General features: G+C 71.2%; 21 protein-coding genes and 1 pseudogene. 9 read left to right on the forward strand and 13 right to left on the reverse strand.

What is annotated here, in order from left to right:
- Positions 1 to 38: 38 nt before the first annotated feature.
- A complete protein-coding gene (mfnA, locus tag ABNG04_RS13330) occupies positions 39 to 1,112 on the forward strand; it encodes a tyrosine decarboxylase MfnA (RefSeq protein ID WP_371162891.1) in 1,074 nt (357 codons plus the stop codon).
- 117 nt (positions 1,113 to 1,229) lie between these two features.
- A complete protein-coding gene (locus ABNG04_RS13335; RefSeq protein WP_371162892.1) occupies positions 1,230 to 1,865 on the forward strand; it encodes a halocyanin domain-containing protein in 636 nt (211 codons plus the stop codon).
- A gap of 225 nt (positions 1,866 to 2,090) precedes the next feature.
- Here the strand turns inward: ABNG04_RS13335 and ABNG04_RS13340 are convergent, their stop codons facing one another.
- Entirely contained in the window at positions 2,091 to 3,323 is a 1,233-nt protein-coding gene (locus tag ABNG04_RS13340) for a PGF-CTERM sorting domain-containing protein (protein ID WP_371162893.1), read from the reverse strand.
- A gap of 59 nt (positions 3,324 to 3,382) precedes the next feature.
- Complete coding sequence (locus ABNG04_RS13345; RefSeq protein ID WP_371162894.1) at positions 3,383 to 4,432, reverse strand: glycosyltransferase; 1,050 nt, start codon at positions 4,430 to 4,432, stop codon at positions 3,383 to 3,385.
- A 116-nt stretch (positions 4,433 to 4,548) separates the two neighbouring features.
- On the opposite strand from ABNG04_RS13345, the gene ABNG04_RS13350 reads away from it, so the two are divergent.
- The gene (locus tag ABNG04_RS13350) at positions 4,549 to 6,354 is read left to right on the forward strand and encodes a S9 family peptidase (protein WP_371162895.1); all 1,806 of its coding nucleotides are present in this window, start codon (positions 4,549 to 4,551) and stop codon (positions 6,352 to 6,354) included.
- A 113-nt stretch (positions 6,355 to 6,467) separates the two neighbouring features.
- Entirely contained in the window at positions 6,468 to 7,871 is a 1,404-nt protein-coding gene (locus ABNG04_RS13355) for a PAS domain-containing sensor histidine kinase (protein WP_371162896.1), read from the forward strand.
- A gap of 18 nt (positions 7,872 to 7,889) precedes the next feature.
- Here ABNG04_RS13355 and ABNG04_RS13360 read toward each other — a convergent pair whose 3' ends face one another.
- From ABNG04_RS13360 to ABNG04_RS13380, 5 genes are all read right to left on the reverse strand, one after another.
- Positions 7,890 to 8,675: an aldo/keto reductase gene (locus tag ABNG04_RS13360; protein ID WP_371162913.1), complete on the reverse strand. Its 786-nt coding sequence runs from the start codon at positions 8,673 to 8,675 to the stop codon at positions 7,890 to 7,892.
- A 121-nt stretch (positions 8,676 to 8,796) separates the two neighbouring features.
- Positions 8,797 to 11,319: a heavy metal translocating P-type ATPase gene (locus ABNG04_RS13365; RefSeq protein WP_371162897.1), complete on the reverse strand. Its 2,523-nt coding sequence runs from the start codon at positions 11,317 to 11,319 to the stop codon at positions 8,797 to 8,799.
- Between the two features lies 1 nt (position 11,320).
- Positions 11,321 to 12,154, reverse strand: coding sequence for a sulfite exporter TauE/SafE family protein (locus tag ABNG04_RS13370; protein ID WP_371162898.1), 834 nt, complete (start codon positions 12,152 to 12,154; stop codon positions 11,321 to 11,323).
- A 72-nt stretch (positions 12,155 to 12,226) separates the two neighbouring features.
- Entirely contained in the window at positions 12,227 to 12,652 is a 426-nt protein-coding gene (locus tag ABNG04_RS13375) for a cupredoxin domain-containing protein (RefSeq protein WP_371162899.1), read from the reverse strand.
- Between the two features lie 61 nt (positions 12,653 to 12,713).
- Complete coding sequence (locus ABNG04_RS13380; RefSeq protein ID WP_371162900.1) at positions 12,714 to 13,538, reverse strand: helix-turn-helix domain-containing protein; 825 nt, start codon at positions 13,536 to 13,538, stop codon at positions 12,714 to 12,716.
- 135 nt (positions 13,539 to 13,673) lie between these two features.
- Here ABNG04_RS13380 and ABNG04_RS13385 point away from each other — a divergent pair, with 135 nt between their 5' ends.
- The 5 genes from ABNG04_RS13385 (at position 13,674) to ABNG04_RS13405 (ending at position 18,825) form a co-directional block, all read left to right on the forward strand.
- Positions 13,674 to 15,206 carry a phytoene desaturase family protein gene (locus ABNG04_RS13385; protein ID WP_371162901.1) on the forward strand — a complete coding sequence of 511 codons (1,533 nt, stop codon included), beginning with the start codon at positions 13,674 to 13,676 and terminating at the stop codon, positions 15,204 to 15,206.
- Positions 15,207 to 15,408: 202 nt separating this feature from the next.
- Positions 15,409 to 16,227 carry a bacteriorhodopsin gene (locus ABNG04_RS13390; RefSeq protein ID WP_371162914.1) on the forward strand — a complete coding sequence of 273 codons (819 nt, stop codon included), beginning with the start codon at positions 15,409 to 15,411 and terminating at the stop codon, positions 16,225 to 16,227.
- Positions 16,228 to 16,336: 109 nt separating this feature from the next.
- The gene (gene pth2, locus ABNG04_RS13395; RefSeq protein ID WP_297888925.1) at positions 16,337 to 16,675 is read left to right on the forward strand and encodes a peptidyl-tRNA hydrolase Pth2; all 339 of its coding nucleotides are present in this window, start codon (positions 16,337 to 16,339) and stop codon (positions 16,673 to 16,675) included.
- Positions 16,676 to 18,166, forward strand: coding sequence for a tRNA pseudouridine(13) synthase TruD (gene truD, locus ABNG04_RS13400; RefSeq protein WP_371162902.1), 1,491 nt, complete (start codon positions 16,676 to 16,678; stop codon positions 18,164 to 18,166).
- A 104-nt stretch (positions 18,167 to 18,270) separates the two neighbouring features.
- Positions 18,271 to 18,825 (forward strand): GMP synthase subunit A, encoded by a 555-nt coding sequence (locus ABNG04_RS13405; RefSeq protein WP_371162903.1) that lies wholly within the window; start codon positions 18,271 to 18,273, stop codon positions 18,823 to 18,825.
- Between the two features lie 64 nt (positions 18,826 to 18,889).
- On the opposite strand, the gene ABNG04_RS13410 is transcribed toward ABNG04_RS13405, so the two are convergent.
- From ABNG04_RS13410 to ABNG04_RS13435, 6 genes and pseudogenes are all read right to left on the reverse strand, one after another.
- On the reverse strand, positions 18,890 to 19,156 hold the full coding sequence (locus ABNG04_RS13410) for a DUF3194 domain-containing protein (protein WP_371162904.1): 267 nt from the start codon (positions 19,154 to 19,156) through the stop codon (positions 18,890 to 18,892).
- 4 nt (positions 19,157 to 19,160) lie between these two features.
- On the reverse strand, positions 19,161 to 19,547 hold the full coding sequence (locus ABNG04_RS13415) for a prefoldin subunit beta (RefSeq protein WP_371162915.1): 387 nt from the start codon (positions 19,545 to 19,547) through the stop codon (positions 19,161 to 19,163).
- A 120-nt stretch (positions 19,548 to 19,667) separates the two neighbouring features.
- Positions 19,668 to 19,925 (reverse strand): KEOPS complex subunit Pcc1, encoded by a 258-nt coding sequence (locus ABNG04_RS13420; protein ID WP_371162905.1) that lies wholly within the window; start codon positions 19,923 to 19,925, stop codon positions 19,668 to 19,670.
- A gap of 16 nt (positions 19,926 to 19,941) precedes the next feature.
- Positions 19,942 to 20,076 (reverse strand): DNA-directed RNA polymerase subunit P, encoded by a 135-nt coding sequence (locus ABNG04_RS13425; RefSeq protein ID WP_006114270.1) that lies wholly within the window; start codon positions 20,074 to 20,076, stop codon positions 19,942 to 19,944.
- A gap of 4 nt (positions 20,077 to 20,080) precedes the next feature.
- On the reverse strand, positions 20,081 to 20,347 hold the full coding sequence (locus ABNG04_RS13430) for a 50S ribosomal protein L37ae (RefSeq protein ID WP_371162906.1): 267 nt from the start codon (positions 20,345 to 20,347) through the stop codon (positions 20,081 to 20,083).
- Positions 20,348 to 20,541: 194 nt separating this feature from the next.
- Positions 20,542 to 20,662, reverse strand: a pseudogene (locus ABNG04_RS13435) (IS630 family transposase); the annotation flags it as partial.

Genomic DNA, 20,662 nt, shown 5'->3' on the forward strand with positions numbered 1-20,662 from the left:
GGAACGGGTAAGAGCCGTCCCCCGTAACAGCAGGGCGGATGCAACAGCCGGAGCCGGAACCGCAGTCGTTCGACCGGGTGCTCTCCTCGATGTGTACCGAGCCGCATCCGGCGGCCCGCGAGGCCGCCGAGCGGTTCCTCGCGACGAATCCCGGCGACCCCGCGACCTACGAGACAGTGGCCGACTTGGAGCGCCGTGCGGTCAAGGGGCTCGCGACGCTCGCGGCCCACCCGACGCCGGCCGAGGCCGCCGGGTACGTCACCTCCGGCGGCACCGAGGCGAACGTCCAGGCGGTCCGGTCGGCGCGGAACCGACACGACGGGAGCGACGTCAACGTCGTCGCGCCGACGAGCGCGCACTTCTCGTTCACCAAGGCGGCCGAGGTGCTCGGCGTGGAGCTCCGGACTGTCCCCCTCGACGACGACTACCGGGCGGACCCCGACGCCGTCGCGGCCGCGGTCGACGAGGACACCGCGTTGGTCGTCGGCGTCGCCGGGAGCACGGAGTACGGCCGCGTCGACCCGATCCCGGAGCTGGCGGCCATCGCCGAGGAGGTCGGGGCGCGGCTCCACGTCGACGCGGCGTGGGGTGGGTTCGTCCTCCCGTTCACCGACCACGCCTGGTCGTTCGCCGACGCCGCGGTCGACACGCTGACGATCGACCCCCACAAGTACGGGCAGGCGCCGGTCCCGGCGGGCGGCCTGCTGGCCCGCGAGGACGCCGCGCTCGACGCACTCGCGGTCGACACCCCGTACCTGGAGACGCGGTCGCAGGCGACGCTGACCGGGACCCGGAGCGGCGCGGGCGTCGCCGGGGCCGTCGCGGCGATGGACGCGCTATGGCCGGACGGCTACCGCGAGGCGGCCGAGCGCGCGGCCGACGACGCCGACTGGCTCGCCGGCGAGCTCGCCGCCCGCGGGTACGACGTCGTCGAACCCGAGCTCCCGCTCGTCGCCGCGGCGGTCCCCGACTCGACGTTCTCGGCGCTCCGCGACGCGGGCTGGAAGGTGTCGCGGACCGGGACTGGCGAGCTCCGCGTGGTGTGTATGCCGCACGTGACGCGGTCGGCGCTGCGGGCCTTCTTCGACGACCTGGACCGGATCCGGCGGTAGCGCTCCGCTCGGTAGTTGTTTCGGAGACCGACCAGAGGCTGACGCCTCGCGATCGACGGTCCTCGAGACCGCCGTCGGATCAACATATTCACTACGGGCCACCACGAACCGAGGCGTATGAGTTCGGACGACGTCTCTCGGCGCGCGTTCATGCGGACGGCCGGCGGTGCGGCGGCCGCCGCCGGCGCGGCGACGGCGACGGCGGGGACGGCGGCGGCACAGGAAGTGGAACCCGACTGGCCCAGCGGGACCCAAGGGAACGTCGGGTCGTACACCGACGCCCGCGGCCAGGACTCGGTGACCATCTCGGTCGGTGCCGGCGACCAGGGGCTCGCATTCGACCCGACGCTGGTGTGGGTCGACGAGGGGACGACGATCACCTGGGAGTGGACCGGCGCCGGCGGCTCCCACAACGTCCAGACGGTCGACGATGGCGGCCCGGCCAGCCTCGACAGCGGCGACCCCGTCGGCGAGGAAGGGGCCACCTACGAGTACGAGACGTCGAGCGAGGACGCTGGAATCACTCACTACCACTGCGTCCCCCACACCGCGGTCGGCATGCACGCCGGCCTCGCCGTCGGCGAGGACGTCGCCACCGTCGAGGTCGGTGGCGGCGGGTCGGACGCGGTGTTCGTCCCGGACGCTGCCCGCGCGCTCGGCGTCGCGACGTTCATCGCGATGGTGAGCACGCTGGGGCTGGCGTTCGTCTTCATGAAGTACGGCGGCACGATCACCGGTCAGGAGCAGGCGTAGCGGACGGCAGTCGGTCCTCCCGTTCTCGCACGGCGCTCGATCGGTAGAACACGTCGGTCGTCCGCTGCCCCGGTCTGTGTATCTTGTCGCCCCTGCTGCCGCTGGTGAGCAAATCGAGGGCCGGAGCGACAGCGCCACGTTCGACGGAGATTTCGTCACAGTCGGTCAATTAAAAGGGTGACTCAAACACGCTTTGCTTCCCCCTTCGGCCGGTATCCCTGCGGATCACTCACTCCCCTTGCGGCGGCGGGCGGCGTACGCGACGCCTGCGAGCGCCGTGAGCGCGCTCCCGACGCCGAACCCGGGGACGTCGTCGCTCGTCGGCTCGTCGCGCTGATTCGTCTCCATCGCCGAATCATCCGCGGCGGCCTCGCCCTCAGCCGGGGCATCACTCTCACTCGTCTCGTTCGACGAACTCGCGTTCCCGTCGGCGTTATCGCCGCTCGCCGCTCCGCTCGTCTTGTTCGACGTTGACGGATCCGCCTCGACGACCACCGAAAACGAGGTCTCCGCGCTCGCGCGCTCCGCGTTGTCGGCGTTCGCGGTGACCGTTATCGCGTACTCGCGAGCCGTCTCAGGGTCGATTACGATACCGTTTTCGGTGACTGTCGTCCGAGCTCCCGTCTCCGTCGTCTCGCTCGACGCGTCGCCGGGAAACGCCACCCGCACGTCGGGCCCGGAGAACTCGCCGATCGGGGCCGTCGACGAGTAGACGAGGTCGCCCTCCACGGTCGCGATAGTGAGATCGACGCTGGCGTTCACCGGCGGGACGTCCGTCGTCCGCTCGACAGCGGTCTCAACGGTGATTGGCTCCGCCGCCGCGGACGTCGTCGACGTCGCAGCTGCCGTCACGTCGATGGTCGCCTTCTGAGGCGCAACGGCGACTGGGGCGGCCATACTCGAGTGGAGCGTACAGACGTACTCGGACATCGCCGCCGCCAAGTCGGGCGTGAGCGTGAACGAGACGGTCCCGTCCTCGTCTGTCCACTGTACCTCGTCGTCCGCCTCGAAGGACCCCCGACCGGACTGACTCAGCACCGGGTTCTCGTCCGCGTCGCGGAAGGCCAGCGGATGATTCTGTCCGGCGGTGTTCCGCACGGCGTACCGGTTCCCGATCCGGAGCGTGAGCTCCGGGTTCTCCGCACCGACGTCGGCAGTCGCGCCCTCCCCGTCGATCGATGTCACTTCCCAAGCATTCGCGTACACGTTGTCGAGGATCAGGGTCGCGTCCGGTTCGGGCGCCGAGTCAGACTGGCCGGTCGCCGTTCCCGGCGTGCCGCCAACCACCGTCAAAGCCGTTGCGCCGGTCGCGACCGCGCTGAGAAGGTTTCGCCGGCGCAGTCGCGACGGTTCGCAGTTTGTCACCACGGGGTCCGCCCGCAACTGCCGGCGGGAGCGTGGCACCTCGGCCGCTGTGCCATCGCCGCCCCCGGACCCGTCCGTATGGAACAGTCGCATTACATGTGTTAAGAGACGAAATCGAAAGAACGTTTCGAGCGGGTCGGACAGCGACACCCTCAGTCGCCGTCGAGAAGTCGCGTATACACGTCGAATACCCGATCTAAGATCGGCTCGCGGTCGTACTCCGCGAAGTCGGGTTCGACGGTCCGTCGCGGGAGGTCGCCGACCGCGACGAACTCGTCCGCGAGCTCCGCCGGGCTCGTGACGAGGCGGCCGCGCTCGCGTCCCTCGACGAGCTCGTGAGCGCTGGAGTCCGCCTGGTACTCGACGAGAGCGACGCAGCCGCACGCGAGCGCCCACAGCAGCTCCGTCGCGAACGTGTCCCACGTCGCCGTCGCGGCGACGACGTGGGTCCCCTTAAAAATCTCGATGCGCTCGCGGCGCGGGAGGTCGCCGAGGAACTCGACCCGGTCGGCGACCCGGAGGTCGCGGGCGGTCGCCTCAATCCGGCTGCGCTCGGGACCGTCGCCGATCACCGCCGCAGTCCAGTCGCGGCCGCGCAGCTCGGCGAGCCCGAGCAGGAACGTCTCGACGTTAGCGTGGCGGTCGAGCCGGCGGGCGTACACCGCGTCGAAGCGGTCGTCGACGCCGGCGGACTCGACGGCGTCGAAGTCGATGCTCTCGGGGAGCACTCGGACATCCTCGCCGTCTGCGCCGTGCTCGCGGACGCGGGTCTTCGTGGTCCGCGAGGGGGTCGCGACCGCGTCCGCGCGCCGGGCGAGCGGTCGGTACCACCGGCGTGCGTCGGCCGGGTGGTCGCGCCACCAGTCGACGACGACCGGGACCCGCGAGAGCGACCCGGCGACCGTCGCTGCGAGCCCGGGCGTGGGGGGACTGTTCACCGCGTGGACGACGTCGGCGCCCGCGCGCCGGACCGCGGCCGGGAGTCGCGCGGCGAACGCGGCTGGCGCGGGCTCGGCAGTGACCGCCCGGTACTCGATCCCGTCCTCCTCGAAGGCGTCGTGGTCGCCGCCCCACCACCGGGCGCAGAGCCAGATCACGTCGTGCCCGCGGTCGGTGAGGCCGCGAGCGGTCCGGAGGGTTCGCGTTCGCGCCGGGGTCTCCCCGTGTCCGGGGGCGAAGAGCGAGACGAACGCGACACGCATACGCCGACCGCACGGGTGGCGCTGATAAAAAGACACGGCATCTCGTCGGCGCGGCGGGCCGCCGTGCGGGTTCCGTCACCCGAAACGGTTTCACCGCAGGCGTGGGATCAAGTGCCATGCGACAGTACGACATCGAGCGCTATCTCAACGTACGGAACGCCGGCGGCGCCGACCTCGGTCCCGACGGCCGGCTCTCCTTCCTGCTCGACACGACGGGTACGGGGCAGGTGTGGTCGGTCCGCGAGCCCGAGTCGTGGCCCGAGCAGCACACGTTCTTCGAGGAGTCCGTCTCCTTCGTCGACTCGTCGCCGGAGCGGTCCGAGGCCGTCTTTGGGATGGACGAGGGCGGGAACGAGCGCGCGCAGCTGTACCGGCTCGACTACGAGTCCGGCGCGATCACCGACCTGACGGCCATGCCGGAGGCGAAACACCGGTGGGGCGGCTGGGACTCGGCCGGCGACCGGTTCGCGTTCGCGTCGAACCGCCGCGACGAGGCCGTCTTCGACGTGTACGTCCAGGGCCGCGACGACACCGGCGACGACGCGGAGCTGGTCCACGAGGGCGACGGCTGGCTCTCCGTCGCCGGCTGGTCGCCGAGCGACGATCGGCTGATCGTCCACGAGGCGCACTCCTCGTTCGACCACGACGTGTACACCCTCGACCTCGCGACCGGCGACCTGACCCACCACACCCCGCACGAGGGGGACGTGCGGTACGCCGGCCCGGAGTGGGGGCCCGACAGCGAGGGGATCTACCTCGTCACCGACCGCGACACCGACACGCTCCGCTTGGAGCGGCTCGACCTAGAGACCGGTGAGTTCGCCGTGGTCGCCGACGGCGGCGAGTGGAACGTCGACGGCGTCGCGATAGACGAGGACACCCGCCGGGTCGTCTACTCCCGGAACGTTGACGGCTACACCGAACTCACCGCCGGCGAGCTGGTCGCGCCGGACCGCGTCGACGAGTTCCCGGAGCCGGACCTCCCCCGCGGTGTCGCCGGCGGCGTGAGCTTCGGCCCCGGCGGCGACCGGTTCGCGGTGACGACGACGGGCAGCACCCACAACGCGGATGTCTACGTCGTCGACGCGACCACCGGCGAGGCGGAGCGGTGGACGTGCGCCTCGACCGCGGGGATCCCCGCGGACACGTTCGTCGAGCGCGAGCTGGTCCACTACCCGACGTTCGACGGCCGCGAGATCCCCGCCTTCTTCTCCGTGCCCGAGACGGAGCCGCCGGAGTCGGGCTACCCGGTCGTCGTCGACATCCACGGCGGGCCGGAGTCGCAGCGGCGCCCCTCCTTCGCCTCCGTCACCCAGTACCTGCTGAACAACGGGTACGCCGTGTTCGAGCCGAACGTCCGCGGCTCCTCGGGGTACGGCAAGGCGTACTCCGGCCTCGACGACGTGGAGAACCGGATGGACTCGGTGAAGGACATCCGAGAGGGGGTCGACTGGCTACACGACCACCCCGAGGTCGACCCGGACCGCGTCGTCGCGATGGGCGGCTCCTACGGCGGCTTCATGGTGTTGGCGTCGGTGACGGAGTATCCGGAGCTGTGGGCCGCCGGGGTCGACATCGTCGGCATCGCGAACTTCGTCACGTTCTTGGAGAACACCGGCGACTGGCGGCGGTCGCTCCGCGAGGCCGAGTACGGCTCGCTCGAAGACGACCGCGAGTTCTTGGAGTCCGTCTCGCCGATCAACAACATCGAGCGGATCGAGGCGCCGCTGTTCGTCCTCCACGGCGAGAACGACCCGCGGGTGCCCGTCGGCGAGGCCGAACAGATCGTCGAGGAGGCCCGCGAGCAGGGCGTCCCGGTCCGGAAGCTGATATTCGAAGACGAGGGGCACGGCTTCGCGAAGCTCGACAACCGGATCGAGGCGTACCGCGAGATCGTCGACTTCCTCGCCGAGCACGTCTGATCTCCGGGGGTAGTGGCGGCGTGACGACGCGAGACGGCGGCACTGCCGCGCCGTCGGAGCCGCCGATACCCCGGCCGTGACGGTTATACTGACACGCGAGAGATAGTTACGGGATGAGTCGGTCCGATTCGCACGGGGTGTTGCTCGACCAGGCCCAAGACAAGGTGGCCCTGTTAGACGAGACGGGGACGTACACGTACGTCAACGCGGCCGCGGAGCGGATCCTCGGGTTCGATCGCGACGACCTGATCGGGACCAACGCCTTCGAGTACATTCACTCGGACGAGCGGGCGGCCGCGCGGCGCACCTTCGAGGAGGCGATCCGGGCCGCCGAGTTCACCGAGGTGACCGTGGACTACCGGCACCGGACACGCGACGGCTCGTGGGTGTGGTTAGAGAGCCGCATGTCGAACCTCACCGACGAGGACCTCGACGGGTACGTGATCAGCTCGCGCGACGTGACCGACCGCGTCCGCGCGGAGCGGCAGCGCGCGGAGGCCACGTCGCACCTCCAGGAGATCGCGGCGGTCTCCAGCGACGTCCTCTGGATGTTCGACGCGGACTGGTCGGAGCTCCTCTTCGTCAACCCCGCGTACGAGGAGATCTATGGCGCGTCGGTCGAGGAGCTCCGCGGCGACCCCAGTCGGTTCCTCGACGCGACTCACCCGGACGATCGAGCCGCGGTCAGGGAGGCGATGGAGCTGCTCGCCGCGGGCTCGTCGGTGGACATCGAGTACCGGGTGAACGCCGACGAGGGCTACAACCGGTGGGTCTGGGTCCAGGGGGAGCCGATAACGGAGGACGGCGAGGTGGTCCGGATCACGGGGTTCACGAAGGACGTCACGGACCGGCGGCGGCGCGAGCGACAGCTGGTGGTGATGGACAACCTCCTGCGTCACAACCTCCGGAACGACCTCAACGTCGTCTTCGGCGAACTGGAGCTACTCGACGACGAGGTCCCGGAGGTGGCGGAACGCACCGCGGTGATCCGGCGGGTGAGCGAGGGGCTCTTAGAGAGCGCCCAGAAGGAGCGCGAGGTCATCGAGCTCATCACCGACCAGCGCGAGACCGCTCGGATCGACCTCCGGAGCGTGGTCGAGGAGTGCGTCGAGACCGTCAGGGACCGGTACTCCGAGGGGTCGATCGCGGTCGAGGGGCTCGACGCGGTCACGGTCGACGGGCGCTGCGAGCTTCGCTCGGCGGTGATAGAGCTCTTGGAGAACCCGTTCCAGCACAGCGACGACGGCGCGCCGACGGTGACGGTGCGGCTCAGCCGGACCGACGACGGGGCGACGCTCGTGATCGAGGACGACCTCGGGACGATACCGGCGGTCGAGGCCGACGTGCTCACCGGCGACCACGACATGACCAACGTCTACCACAGCAGTGGCCTCGGCTTCTGGCTCGTCTACTGGAGCGTGGAGCTGTCGAACGGCAGCATCGCGGTCGACGCCGACATTGAGGGGCGCGAGCGCGGCAACCGGATCACGGTGTCGCTGCCGCGGGCGGCGGAGTGAGCGGGGCGCGCTCGACGGCTACCAGTCCGGCCCGAAGTCGGGGTTGAGCTGGCGGTCGGTCCGACCGAGCCCGTCGATGGCCGCGACGTCCTCGTCGTCGAGCTCCAAGTCGACGCTCGCGAGGTTGTCGCGGATGTGGTCGATCCCGGTCGCCTTCGGGATGGCGGTGACGCCGGACTCGCGCAGCCACGCGAGGCTCACCTGCGCCGCGCTGACGCCGTGCTTCTCGGCGATGTCGGCGATCGCCGGGTCGTCGAGGATCTCCCCGCGGGCGAGCGGCGAGTAGGCGACGAGCTCGACGTCGTTGGCGTCAGCGTACTCGCGGAGCTCCTCTTGGCGGAGCAGCGGGTGCATCTCGACCTGGTTCGCGAACGGCGCCTCGCCGAGCGCGTCGGTCGCGGCGTCGAGGTGGTGCGGCTCGAAGTTCGAGACGCCGATCCGGTCGATCAGCCCGTCGTCGCGGAGCTCCGCGAACGCCGGCAGCGTCTCCGCGGGCTCGTATTCCCCGGCCGGCCAGTGGACGTACATGAGGTCGACCGCGTCAACACCGAGCTTGTCGAGGCTCTCGCGGGTCGAGGAGGCGACGTCCGCGGGCGCGAGCTCGTCGATCCACACCTTCGATGCGAGGAAGATGTCGTCGCGGTCGACGCCGCTGTTCGCAATCCCCTCGCCGACGGCCGCCTCGTTACCGTAGATCTGGGCGGTGTCGACGTGGCGGTAGCCGGCGTCGAGCGCGTTCGCGACCGACTCGGTACACTGGGCGGGGTCGTCGTTCTCCCACGTGCCGAGCCCGAACACGGGCATTCCGTTCCGCGTCGGCGTCGCGGGCTGCTGCTGTTGGTCTGTCATCGCTCACGTCTACTCGCGTGAGCCGAAAGTCCCTTGCGGTAGGGGCGGGCACGGCCGCGTCGCGGGCGGGCCGCGCTCAGTCGTCCGACAGCAGCGCCCGCGAGGAGTTCGTCACCACGAGCAGGCTCGACGCGCCCATCGCGACCGCGGCGAAGAGGGGGTTGAGCAGGCCGGTCGCCGCGAGCGGGATGGCGACCGCGTTGTAACAGAACGCCCAGCCGATGTTGCCCTTCACGCGCCGGCCGGCCGCCCGCGCGAGCTCGAAGACGGTCGCCACGGAGCCGAGCTCGTCGTCGACGATGGCCACGTCGGCGGCGTCGGCCGCCATCGCCGTGCCGCCGCCGAGCGCGACGCCGAGGTCGGCCGCGGCCAGCGCCGGCGCGTCGTTGGTCCCGTCGCCGACCATCACGGTGACGCCGCGCTCCTTCAGCCGCCCGACCGCCTCGGCCTTCCCCTCCGGCGGCACGCCGGCGAACACCGACGAGACCGTGTCGTGCTCGGCGAACACGGTCGCCGCGCGCTCGTCGTCGCCGGTGAGGACGATCACCTCGACGCCCGACTCGTCGAGCGCCGTCACCGTCTCCGCCCAGCCGTCGCGCAACTCGTCGCCGACCACGACGTACCCCGCCGCGGCCCCGTCGCGGCCGACGGCGACCGGAACGCGGCCGACGTCGCGCGCGTCGGCGACCGCCTCGCGGATCGCGTCGGGGACGGTCCAGCCGCGCTCGTCGAACAGGTCGGGGTGCCCGACGACCACCTCGACGCCGTCGACGACGCCCGAGACGCCGCGGGCGTGGCTCTCGAACGACTCGACCGTCGGCGCGTCGCCCGCGGGGGGCTCGGCCGCCGCCGCGCCGCCGTCGGCGACCGCCGGTGCCGCGCCGTCGTCGGTCGCTTCGCCGGGACCGGCGGCCGCGTCGTCGGGGTCGGCCCGCGCCGCCGCGATGGCCTGCCCGACCGGGTGGGCGGACCGCGACTCGAGCGCGGCCGCGAGCCGGAGCAGGTCGTCGTCGACCTCGCGGGCGGTCAGCCGCATCTCGCCGGTCGTCAGCGTCCCGGTCTTGTCGAAGACGACGGTGTCAGCGTCGCGGATGCGCTCGAAGACGGTGTCGTCGAACACGACGATGTTGCGCTCCAACGCGTCGCGGATCCCGGCGGCGACCGCGAGCGGGGTCGCCAGCCCGAGCGCGCACGGACAGGAGACGATCAGCACCGTCAACCCGACGAGCATCGCGTCGGTCGGGGCCCCGCCGAGCGCGAGCGACGCCCCGGCGGCGACGGCGGCGATGACGAGGACCGCGGGGACGAACACGGTCGCGAGCCGGTCGGCGAGCTTCTGGACGCCGTGGTTCCCGCTCTGGAGGTCGTAGACGAGCTCCGCGACGCGGTCGAGGCTGGATATCGCGTCCGGGCCGACGGCGACCGTGAGCGAGCCGTCCGCGACGACGGAGCCGCCGACGACCGCGTCGCCGGCGACCTTCCGGACTGGCAGCGACTCGCCGGTGACGACCGACTCGTCGACCGCGGCGTCGCCGTCGACCGCCTCGCCGTCGACCGGGATCCGCTCGCCGGCGCGCACGAGGAGCCGGTCGTCCGGTTCGAGCGCGTCGACCGAGACCGACTCCGTCTCCCCGTCCGCGGTCAGCCGCCGGGCGTCGTCGACCTGAACCGCGGTGACCTCGGAGAGCAGCTCCGTCGCGCGCGTCTTCACCGAGTCCTCGTAGTGGTTGCCGACGGTGACGATGACGACGATGGCGACGGTCACGTCGTAGTAGATCGAGGGCGACTCGACAAAGATCACCGCGAGCGTGCTGTAGAGGTAGGCGCTCACCGCCGCGATGGCGACGAGGAGGTCCATGTTCGGCGAGCGCGTCTTCGCGCTGACGTACGCGCCCCGGAGGATCGGCTTCCCGGTGAAAAAGAGGACGATGGTGGTCAGCACGGCGATGACGATGAAGAAGTACGTGCCGGAGGTCGAGGCCATCGCCTCGTTGAGGTACGTGAGGGTGCGCTCGTCGTAGAAGGGGAACGCGAAGTACGTCGGGTAGATGAGGACGATGTACTGGAGCATGACGGCCATCCCGACGAGGACGCTCGCCGCGAGCCGCGCCGTCGCCATGTTGTTCGCCTGACGGCGGGAGAAGGCGTCCTCGCGGTCGTACGCGCTGTAGCCGAGGCCGCTCACCGTCTCCGTGAGGTCGTCGATGGTGACCGCGTCCGGGTCGTGGTCGATGCGCACCGTGTCGGTGACGTAGCTCGCGCTCGCGCCGCTGACGCCGTCGGCGTCGGTCGCCACCGTCTCGATGAACGCCTCGCAGGTCGCACAGTGCATCCCGTCGACCTCGAGGAACGTCGCCTCGTGGCCGTCGGGGGCGTCCGGCTCGCCCGCGCCGTCGTCGCCGCGCTCCTGCCGGCGCTCGCGGACCGCGTCCGCGTCGACGTCGACGTCCCCGAGCGCGCCGTACACGTCGCGGCAGCCGGTACAGCAGAAGCGGGTCCCGTCGCCGTCGGTGACGTCGACGCCCTCGGTCGGGAGCTCGCAGAGGGTACACGCCGAGGGGTCGTCGCCCGCGTCTGTCGACCGCGCGGTCCCGCTCATCTCACATCCCCCCCATGCCGGCGTCGAGCGGGTTCCAGAACGGCAGGCGCGGGTGCGGCACGTGGATCCCGACGGACATCAGCCCGTGCGCGAACAGCACGTAGCCGAGCGCGACGAACGCGACGCCGAGCAGCCGGTGGACCCGGCGGCGGTGGACGGGGTCGACGCTCTCGATCAGCGTCCCGTAGGCGAAGACGGCCGGGATCGTGCCGAGCCCGAGCGCGCTGAGCGCGACGCCGCCCGCGGCCGCCGAGCCGCTGGCGAACGCGTAGAGGTACGCCGGGTAGAGGATGGGGCAGGGTAACAGTCCGTGGACCGCGCCGAGCGCGACGATCCCGGGGCCGTTCGCGAGCCGGTCGACGTACCCCGTGAGCCAGCCGGTGACGCGCTCGAGCCCGGGGAGGTGGACCCCGCCGGTCGCGCCCCCGAGGAGGTAGCGGACGCCGACGACGATGACGGCCGCGCCGACGAGGAGGCCGACTCCGCCGCGGACGGTCTCGGCGGCGCCGGTGAGGGTCGCGGTGGTGACGAACACCGCGCCGCCGAGCGCGCCGAGGAGGGTCCCGATCGTCGCGTAACTCGCCGCGCGCCCGAGGTTGAACAGCGCGTGCTGGCGGACCTCGTAGGTGGTGAGGTGCCCCTCGCGGCCGGTCGCCGCGCCCGCGGCGCTCGCGGTCCCCGACCCGCCGCCGTCGGTCCGCCCGGCATCCGCGTCCATCCGGCTCGCGTACACCGTGACGAGCGGGCCGCACATCCCGATACAGTGGGCCCCGCCGAGCAGGCCGATCGCGACGAACAGCAGGACATCGGTCCCGAGGAGCAGCGAGAGGTCCATTCGTCAGTCACCCCTCGTTCGGCGGGCGGGCGGGAACCGGTTTCGACGGGCGTCGTCGGACGGAGGCACGGCTCACTCCTCGACGACGACGGTTCCGTACATGCCGCCCTCGCGGTGTGGGATACAGACGTACTCGTGGGCACCGGGAACCGTGAAGGTGTGTTCGAAGCGGTCGCCGTTCTCCAAGATGCCGCCGAAGTCGGACTGCCACGCCACCTCAGCGGTCGCGTAGTCGTCGAAGCCGCCGGAGGCGAAGAACTCCGCGCCCTCCGGGAGCCCACCCGCCGTCGCGGTGACGGTGTGGGACCGCGCGCTCGTGTTCTCCCAGACGACGGTGTCGCCGACAGCGACCGTGATCTCTCGGGGCTGGTAGGCGGAGGCGAGCATCCCGACGTCGAAGTCGGGCTCGCCGCCGACGCCCGCGCAGCCGGCGAGCCCGACCGCGGTCGCGGCGCTCCCGGCGGCGCCGACCCGTCGAAGGAACCGTCTCCGGTACATACCTCTCCTCGGGGCCAGAACGGTTTCAATACCGCGGTCGCCCCCGGCGCGTGAGAACGGATTACCCGCCGACGAGGTCCTCGAAGACGCGGCGCTGCGCCGCCGCGAGATGCTCCGAGAAGGTGGCGCGGGCGATGCCGATGGCGTCGGCGACCTCCGTCGCGCTCGCCCCGCGGGGGTGTTCGAAGTAGCCGAGCCGCTGGGCGGTCCGGACGACCTCGCGCTGGCGCTCGGTGAGCCGCCCGCGGTCGACGACGACCGGGTCGGACCGGGTGTCGGCGCCGCCGGAGCTCGTGAGCCGTTCGAGCCGGACCGAGCCGCCGTTCGCCTCCAGCGCGTCGATCACGTCGCCGAGCGGGTCCGCCGCCGGTAGCGACAGTCCGAGCCGGACGCGGTTCGGCGCCGTCCGGACCGTGACCGACGAGACCGGATAGCCGAGCGACTCGACGGCGTCCGACGGGAACGACCCCGCCGGCGGGCTCCGACAGCGGTAGACGAACTCGTCGCCCCCGTCGAAGACGAGTTCGGCGTCGACCGCGCGGTCCGCGCGGAACTGCGAGACGACCGCGCCGTCGACCCGGACGCGGTCGACGTCCTCGGCGACCGCGCCCGGCGGCAGCGACTCCGCGACCGGCGCGGGCGTCGGGTCGCGGACCACGATCTCGACCCGGACGCCGGCGTCGCCCGGGCGGCCCCCGGAGCGCGGCGCGTCCGAGCCGTTCCGGTGCGCGTCCACGTCCGCGGCTCCGCCGGCGCTGCCGGCGTCGACCGCGCCGGTCTCGCCCGCGGCCGAGCGACCCCCCTCCTCGGAGCCGGCCGCGCCGGTCGACCCGGCCCCGAGGCGCTCGGCGGGACTGGACTCCGACGATCGCGACCGCCGTCCCATACGTCGATCTATGCGGTCGAGGTCGGAAAAAAAGCGAGCCGAACGAGTACGCCTCGCGGCGGCGGCGCCGCCGTCCTGATAAAGTCCCGTCGAGAGTTGGCAACGACTCACAGGGCGCGAACCCGTACAGCGACCATGAGCGACGAGTCGCTCCGCGAGCAGTCGGTGGGGGTCGTCGGGGCCGGCATCGGCGGGCTCTCGGCGGCCGCCTACCTCGCGGCCGCCGGGGCGGAGGTGACGGTGTACGAGCGGGCCGAGCGGGTCGGGGGGGTCGCCGGCCGGCTCGAACTCGACGGGTTCCGGTTCGACACCGGCCCGTCGTGGTACCTCCTTCCGGGCCTGTTCGACCGGTTCTTTGAGGACTTCGGGCGGTCCACGGACGAGTTCTACGAGCTGACGCGGCTCGACCCGCACTACTGCGTGTTCTGGGACGACGGCGACAGCGCCGACGTGCCAGCGGACCCGGACGCGGCGGCGGACCTGTTCGAGTCGTACGAGCCGGGCGCGGGGGCGGCGTTCCGCGAGTACCTCGACGACGCCGAGCGGGCGTACGACGCCGGGATGGAGCGGTTCGTCCTCCCCGGCCGGTCGCGGTTCCGGGACTACCTTTCACTGGACGTGGTCGCCGGGGGGCGAGAGCTCGACCTGCTCTCCAGCCTCGACGAGACGGTGCGGTCGTACGTCGACCACCCGAAGCTCAGACAGCTCTTGGAGTACACGCTGGTGTTCCTCGGCGGGTCGCCGCACAACACGCCGGCGCTGTACCAGCTGATGAGCCACGTCGACTACGGGCTCGGTGTCTACTACCCCATGGGCGGGATGTACGAGGTGGTCGAGGCGGTCGAGACGGTCGCCCGCGACGCCGGCGCGGACGTTCACACGGGCGTCGAGGTGACGGGACTGGAACCGATCGAGGGAGGCGTCGCGGCGGAGCTCGGGGGCGATCGCTACGTCCACGACCGGGTCGTCTGTAACGCGCCGCCCGCGCACGTGGAACGAGAACTGCTCCCCGACGGGACCGTCTCGCGGCTCGGCGACTACTGGGACCGGCGGACGTACGGCCCCTCGGCGCACCTGCTGTACCTCGGCGTCGAGGGGGAGCTGCCGGAGCTCGAACACCACACGCTGGCGCTGCCGACGGACTGGGACCCGCACTTCGCGGCGATATTCGACGACCCCGGGTGGCCGACGGGAGATATCGAGCCGGTCGTGTACGTCAACGTCCCGTCTCGAACCGACCCGTCGGTCGCACCCGACGGCCACGAGGCGGTGGTCACGCTGGTGCCGCTCGCGCCGGGGCTCGACGACACGCCGGACCGGCGCACGGCGCTCAGGGAGCGGGTCCTCGATGCGGTGGCGTCGCGGACCGGCGTCGACCTCCGCGACCGGATTGTGGCCGAGGAGTCGGCGTGCGTCTCGGAGTTCGCGGACCGCTTCGATCAGCCCGGCGGGAGCGCGCTCGGGCTCGCGCACACGATGCGACAGACCGGCCCGCTCCGCCCCGGGCCGCGCGTCCGGGGGACCGACCGCCTCTACTACGTCGGCGGCAGCAGCAACCCGGGGATCGGCGTGCCGATGTGCCTGCTCGGCGGGGAGCACTGCGCGGCCGCCGTCGAGGCGGACGTCGGCGGGGGGCGGTTCGACCGGCTGCCGCTCGTCGGTCGGTGAGCTCCGCCGGGGTGCGACACTCGTCCACTCTTTTCGGATGAAGTGAGAGAAATTCAAAAAAACGTCGCCGAATATCGAAATCGGTTAGAAAACCTTACCAGTCAGGTTAGTACATTTAATAAACACGCCACGTGATCGTTACCGACGCATGATCGAAACAGCAGCGGCCGACTTACTCGCAAGCGGAATGGTCCCGCTCGAAATGACCCAGACGGAGATCTTCCAGTTCATTCAGGACAACGCCCTACTGAGCGCGTCGCTCTGGGTGAACATCGCTCTCGCCGGCCTGTCGATCCTCCTGTTCGTCTATATGGGGCGGAACGTGGAGGACCCCCGGGCGCAGCTGATCTTCGTCGCGACGCTGATGGTACCGCTGGTGTCCATCTCCAGCTACACCGGGCTCGTCTCCGGACTGACGGTCAGCTTCCTCGAAATGCCGGCCGGGCACGCGCTCGCCGGCGCCGGTGCCGGACCCGAGGGAGGCGTGTTCACGCCGTGGGGACGCTACCTCACGTGGGCGTTCTCGACGCCGATGATCCTCGTCGCGCTCGGCCTGCTGGCCGGGTCGAACCTGAGCAAGCTGTTCACGGCGGTGGTGGCCGACGTCGGGATGTGTGTCACCGGCCTCGCGGCCGCGCTGACCACGTCCTCGCTCCTGCTCCGGTGGGTCTGGTACGCCATCAGCTGCGCGTTCTTCGTGGTGGTCCTCTACATCCTGCTCGCCGAGTGGGCGCGGGACGCGGAGGTCGCCGGCACGGCGGACATCTTCAACACGCTGAAGGTGCTCACCGTCGTGCTCTGGCTGGGCTACCCGATCTTCTGGGCCCTCGGTGCCGAGGGGCTCGCGGTCCTCGACGTCGCGATCACGTCCTGGGCCTACAGCGGGATGGACATCATCGCGAAGTACCTCTTCGCGTTCCTCCTGCTCCGCTGGGTCGTCGAGAACGAGCGCACGGTCGCCGACATGGCGTCCGGGCTCGGGTCGGCCGCCCGCAGCGGCGCCGCACCGGCCGACGACTGACGACGCGGTCCTAATCTGACGGTTTTCTTTCGCATCGCTCCGCCCCCGCCAGCCGCGGCCGTGGCGACCGAGAGACAAGCGCTAAACCCGCGGCGGGGGTGGAGACCGTATGAAGCAGGCGATCGTCGCGCGGACAGACATCGGGATGGGCGAGGGGAAACTCGCCGCGCAGGTCGCGCACGCGTCGCTGTCGGCGTATCAGGACGCGAGCGAGCGGGCGCGGAAGAAGTGGCAGGGGGAGGGCCAGAAGAAGGTCGTCCTCAAGGGCGACTCCGAGAGTCAGCTGTTCAAGCTGGCCGATAAGGCCGATACGGAGGGGCTCCCGTACGCCATCGTCCGCGACGCCGGACACACCCAGCTGGAGCCCGGCACCGTCACCGCGCTTGCGGTCGGCCCCGCCCGCGACGACAGCGTCGACCGCGTGACCGGCGACCTCTCGCTGTACTGAATGGCCCCCGAACGCACCCTCCGCGAGGCGCACCCGACCGAGCGGGCGGTCGGGATCGACCACTACGTCAGCGACGCCGACGGGATCGGCGGGCGGCTCCGCGAGTCGCCCGAGGACTTCCGGGTCCGCGAGCTGGAGGCGTTCGACGCCGAACCGCTGGCCGCCGAGACGGGGAGCTACCCCGAGCTCGTCCTCCGGGCGACGCTCCGCGACTGGGACACGAACGACTTCGCGCGCCGGCTCTCCGACGCCCTCGGGATCAGCCGCGAGCGCGTCTCGTGGGCGGGGACGAAGGACAAGCGCGCCGTCACGACGCAGCTGTTCACCGTCCGCGGAATCGACGCCGACGCGCTCCCCGATATCCGCGGCGCGGAGATCGAGGCGCTCGGCCGGGCGGGGCGGAGCCTCTCGTTCGGCGACCTCGCCGGCAACGCCTTCGAGATCCGGGTCGCGGACGCGGTCGCGGCGGCCCCTGAGCGCGTCGCCGAGACGGTGCGGGACCTCCGGGCGTTCGCGGGCGGCGCGGCAGATTCGGCCGGCGGTGCGGGAGGCCTTCCGCTCGACGCGACCGTCGGCGTCCCGAACTACTTCGGCCAGCAGCGCTTCGGCAGCCGGCGGCCCGTCACCCACGTCGTCGGCCTCGCGATCGCCCGCGAGGACCCACGCGAGGCGGTCCGGCTGTACGCGGGCAACCCGGCCGAGACGGAGCCGGACGACACCCGCGCCGCCCGCGACCGCGTCGACGCCGCCTTCGGCGTGGGCGACGGTTCGGAGGCCGGCAACGACGGTTCCGACGTCGTCGACGGTCCCGCCGCCTTCGGCGTGGGCGACGGTGACTGGGCCGCGTGTCTCGACGCGATCCCCGGGAAGCTCCGGTTCGAGCGGTCGATGGTCCACCGGCTCGCCGACCGCGGCGTCGACCCCGCCGCGCCGCCCGACGACGAGGACTGGTGGCACGCGCTGGAAGCCGTCCCGTCGAACCTCCAGCGGCTGTTCGTCAACGCCGCGCAGTCGTTCCTGTTCAACCGGATCGTCAGCGAGCGGCTGCGCCGCGGGCTCCCGTTCGACCGCCCCGTCGCCGGCGACGTGGCGTGTTTCGCCGACGGCGACGCGCCCGGGGAGCTGTACGCCCCGGACACCGACCGGCTCCAGCGGGTCGACGCCGACCGGGTCGACGTGGTCGCCAGGCACTGCGAGCGGGGACGGGCGTTCGTCACCGCGCCGCTCGTGGGCACCGAGACCGAACTCGGTGAGGGCGAGCCCGGCGAGATAGAGCGCGAGGTGCTCGGGGACGCCGGGATCGAGCCGGGCGACTTCGCGCTCCCGGGCGAGTTCGACTCCGCGGGGACCCGGCGAGCGATCCTCCTCCGGATCGACCTCGACGCCTCGGTCGACGACGGCGACCCGCGGTTCGCGTTCGCGCTGCCGAGCGGGTCGTACGCGACCGTGCTGCTCCGCGAGTTCACGAAACGGGGGCCGCTCGACCTGTAGTCGATCCGCGTTCGTGTATTATAGAGGATCATCTACTGCCGAAACCATCACGATACTGCGACACGTTCCGAGCCGTTTTTGTGCGACTGTCGTCAATCGGGGCCATGACCCGGATCGTCGTCATCGACCTCCACGGCCAGTTCACGCACCTCGAACGGCGGGCGCTCCGCGACCTCGGCGTCGACACCGAGATCGTCTCCGCCGAGACGCCGGCCGACGAGGTCGAGGCCGACGGGATCGTCCTCTCGGGCGGCCCCGACATGGACCGCGTCGGCAACGCCCCGGACTACCTCGACCGCGACGTCCCCGTCCTCGGGATCTGCCTCGGGATGCAGCTGATCGCCGGCGAGCTCGACGGTGCGGTCGGCGCCGGCGACTACGGCGGCTACGCCGACGTCGACGTCGAGATCGTCGACGATGAAGACCCGCTCGTCGGCTCGCTCGCGCCGGAGACACGCGTCTGGGCGTCCCACGCTGACGAGGTGACGGAACTCCCCGACGGGTTCGCCCGCACCGCCACCTCCGACGTCTGCGGCATCGAGGCGATGGCCGACCCGGACGCGGGGCTGTACGGCGTCCAGTGGCACCCGGAGGTCGCGCACACGGAGCGCGGCGAGGAGGTCTTCGAGAACTTCGTCGCGATCTGCGAGTCGGCCTGACGGCGTCGCGCGAACCGCGAGACCCGTCAGTGGTCGGGTGGAAAAAACGGAAGGCAGCGAGCGCTTACCCGTCGAACAGCTCGTCGACGGCCTCGCCCGCGGTCTCGACCGCCTCCTGCGCGACCGCCTCTCGGTCGGGCTCGGCGTCCGCGGGGGCGTTGAGGTAGACGTCGACGTCGAGGACCCCGTCTTCGAAGGTGACGGTGATATCGAGGTCCGTGACGGCCGACTGGTCGTAGTGTTTGAAGACGATCCCCTCGGCCGCCTCGGCGGCGGTGCGAACGACTTCGTCGTCGCTCGGTTCCGAGGCGGCGTCGGCGTCGTCGGTCACGGCCTTACGCGCCGCCAGCGCCCGGGCCGCCCGGTCCCATCGGGCCGCCGCCGCCGGCGCCGCCCTGGAGCATCTGCTGGAGCTCGCTCTGGAGGTCGTCGAACTGCTCCTCGACGCGCTCCTCCTGTTTCGCGAGCTGCTCGACGCGGACTTCGAGCGAGTCGACCTTGTCCTCGAGGTCGTCGTAGGCGGACTCGTAGTCCGTCTCGACGAGGACCTCGCCGATCTCTCGGTACATACCCGCATCCTCGTCGACGTCTTCGAGAGCGTCGAGGGCGGTCTTTGACTCGTTGAGCGCGGACTGCGCCTGCTCCTTCTGCTCGGCGACCTGCTGTGCGGTCTCCTGAAGCTCCTGCAGTTCCTCGATCTTCTCCTGTGCCTCGGGCGGCATGTTCCCTTGCATGGACGAACCGAGGCGGCCCGGACGGAAAAACCCCCGACTTCTCCGACGAGGAGCAATTCGGAGCCTAGCGCCCTGAAAAAGGCCGTTATCGGCGTCTCCGCCCGACGCTCAATCCCGGCGCGCGCCGACGCGCTCGGCGACGGCGACCAGCCGCGACCAGCTGTTGACGCCGGCGCGCAGCGCCACGAGGTCGTCGGCGCGCACGCGGACGCGGACCGCGTCGCCGTCGCGGTCGACGGTCGCGCCGGAGCGCGCGTCGTCGATCTCGCCGATCTCGGGCCCGAGCGCGTCGGCCACGACGCGAGCGCGCCGCTCGGAGGGGTAGGTGAACGAGAGGACCGTCTCGTGTGCGCGCGGTGCCGTCACGGTCCGGGAGACGACGTTACTCGACGTCGACTTCCTTGATGCCGCCGCCGCGCTCCTTCAGGAGGACGCGGTGGCCGCAGTACGGACAGCGCACGCCGCCGTACTCGTCGAGGGTGACGTCGCGCTTACAGCGGGAGCACTTGTAGCTCATCGTCCTATTCCTCGTCGGCGAGCGCGGCGCGGATGGAGCGGCGGACGGTGCGACCGCCGGGCGTCTCGGGGCGGTACGCGCCGCCCGTGAACGTCTCGCCGGTCTCCTCGTTGACCCAGATGCCGGTACCCACGCGCTTGACGTCGTCGCCGTCGACGGTCGCGTTGCGCATCTCCTCTTCGATGTCCTGGACCCGCTTGCGGGAGACCCGGCCGTAGCGAGCGCCGAATCGGCCCGCGCTGCCGGTGCTTCGAGCCTTGTCCTCAGTCATAGTAGCCACTTCTACCGCCAGCGCAGGTAAAAAGGCTGCGAGTTGCGGGCGGGCGGAGCGCCCGGCGCCGACGATAGAAGTCGCCCGGACGCGGCGGTGGCGCGTGCCTGCGAGCGGCCGCCTTCGGCGGTCGCGAAGCCAGCACGCGCGAGGTCGCCGGCGCTACGCGCCGGCTGCCAGAGGGACCTTAGTACCTAGCGTAACTTTTGAAGATAATTGCCGAGATGATTATCGATCCAAGAGGCCGCGAAACTCAGCTGGTCTGTGAGCTTCTCAAAGAGTTCGGTGAGGAGAGCGCGGTATTCTGCCGCGCTC

Source organism: Halorubrum miltondacostae (genome assembly GCF_041379815.1).
Lineage (GTDB): Archaea > Halobacteriota > Halobacteria > Halobacteriales > Haloferacaceae > Halorubrum > Halorubrum miltondacostae.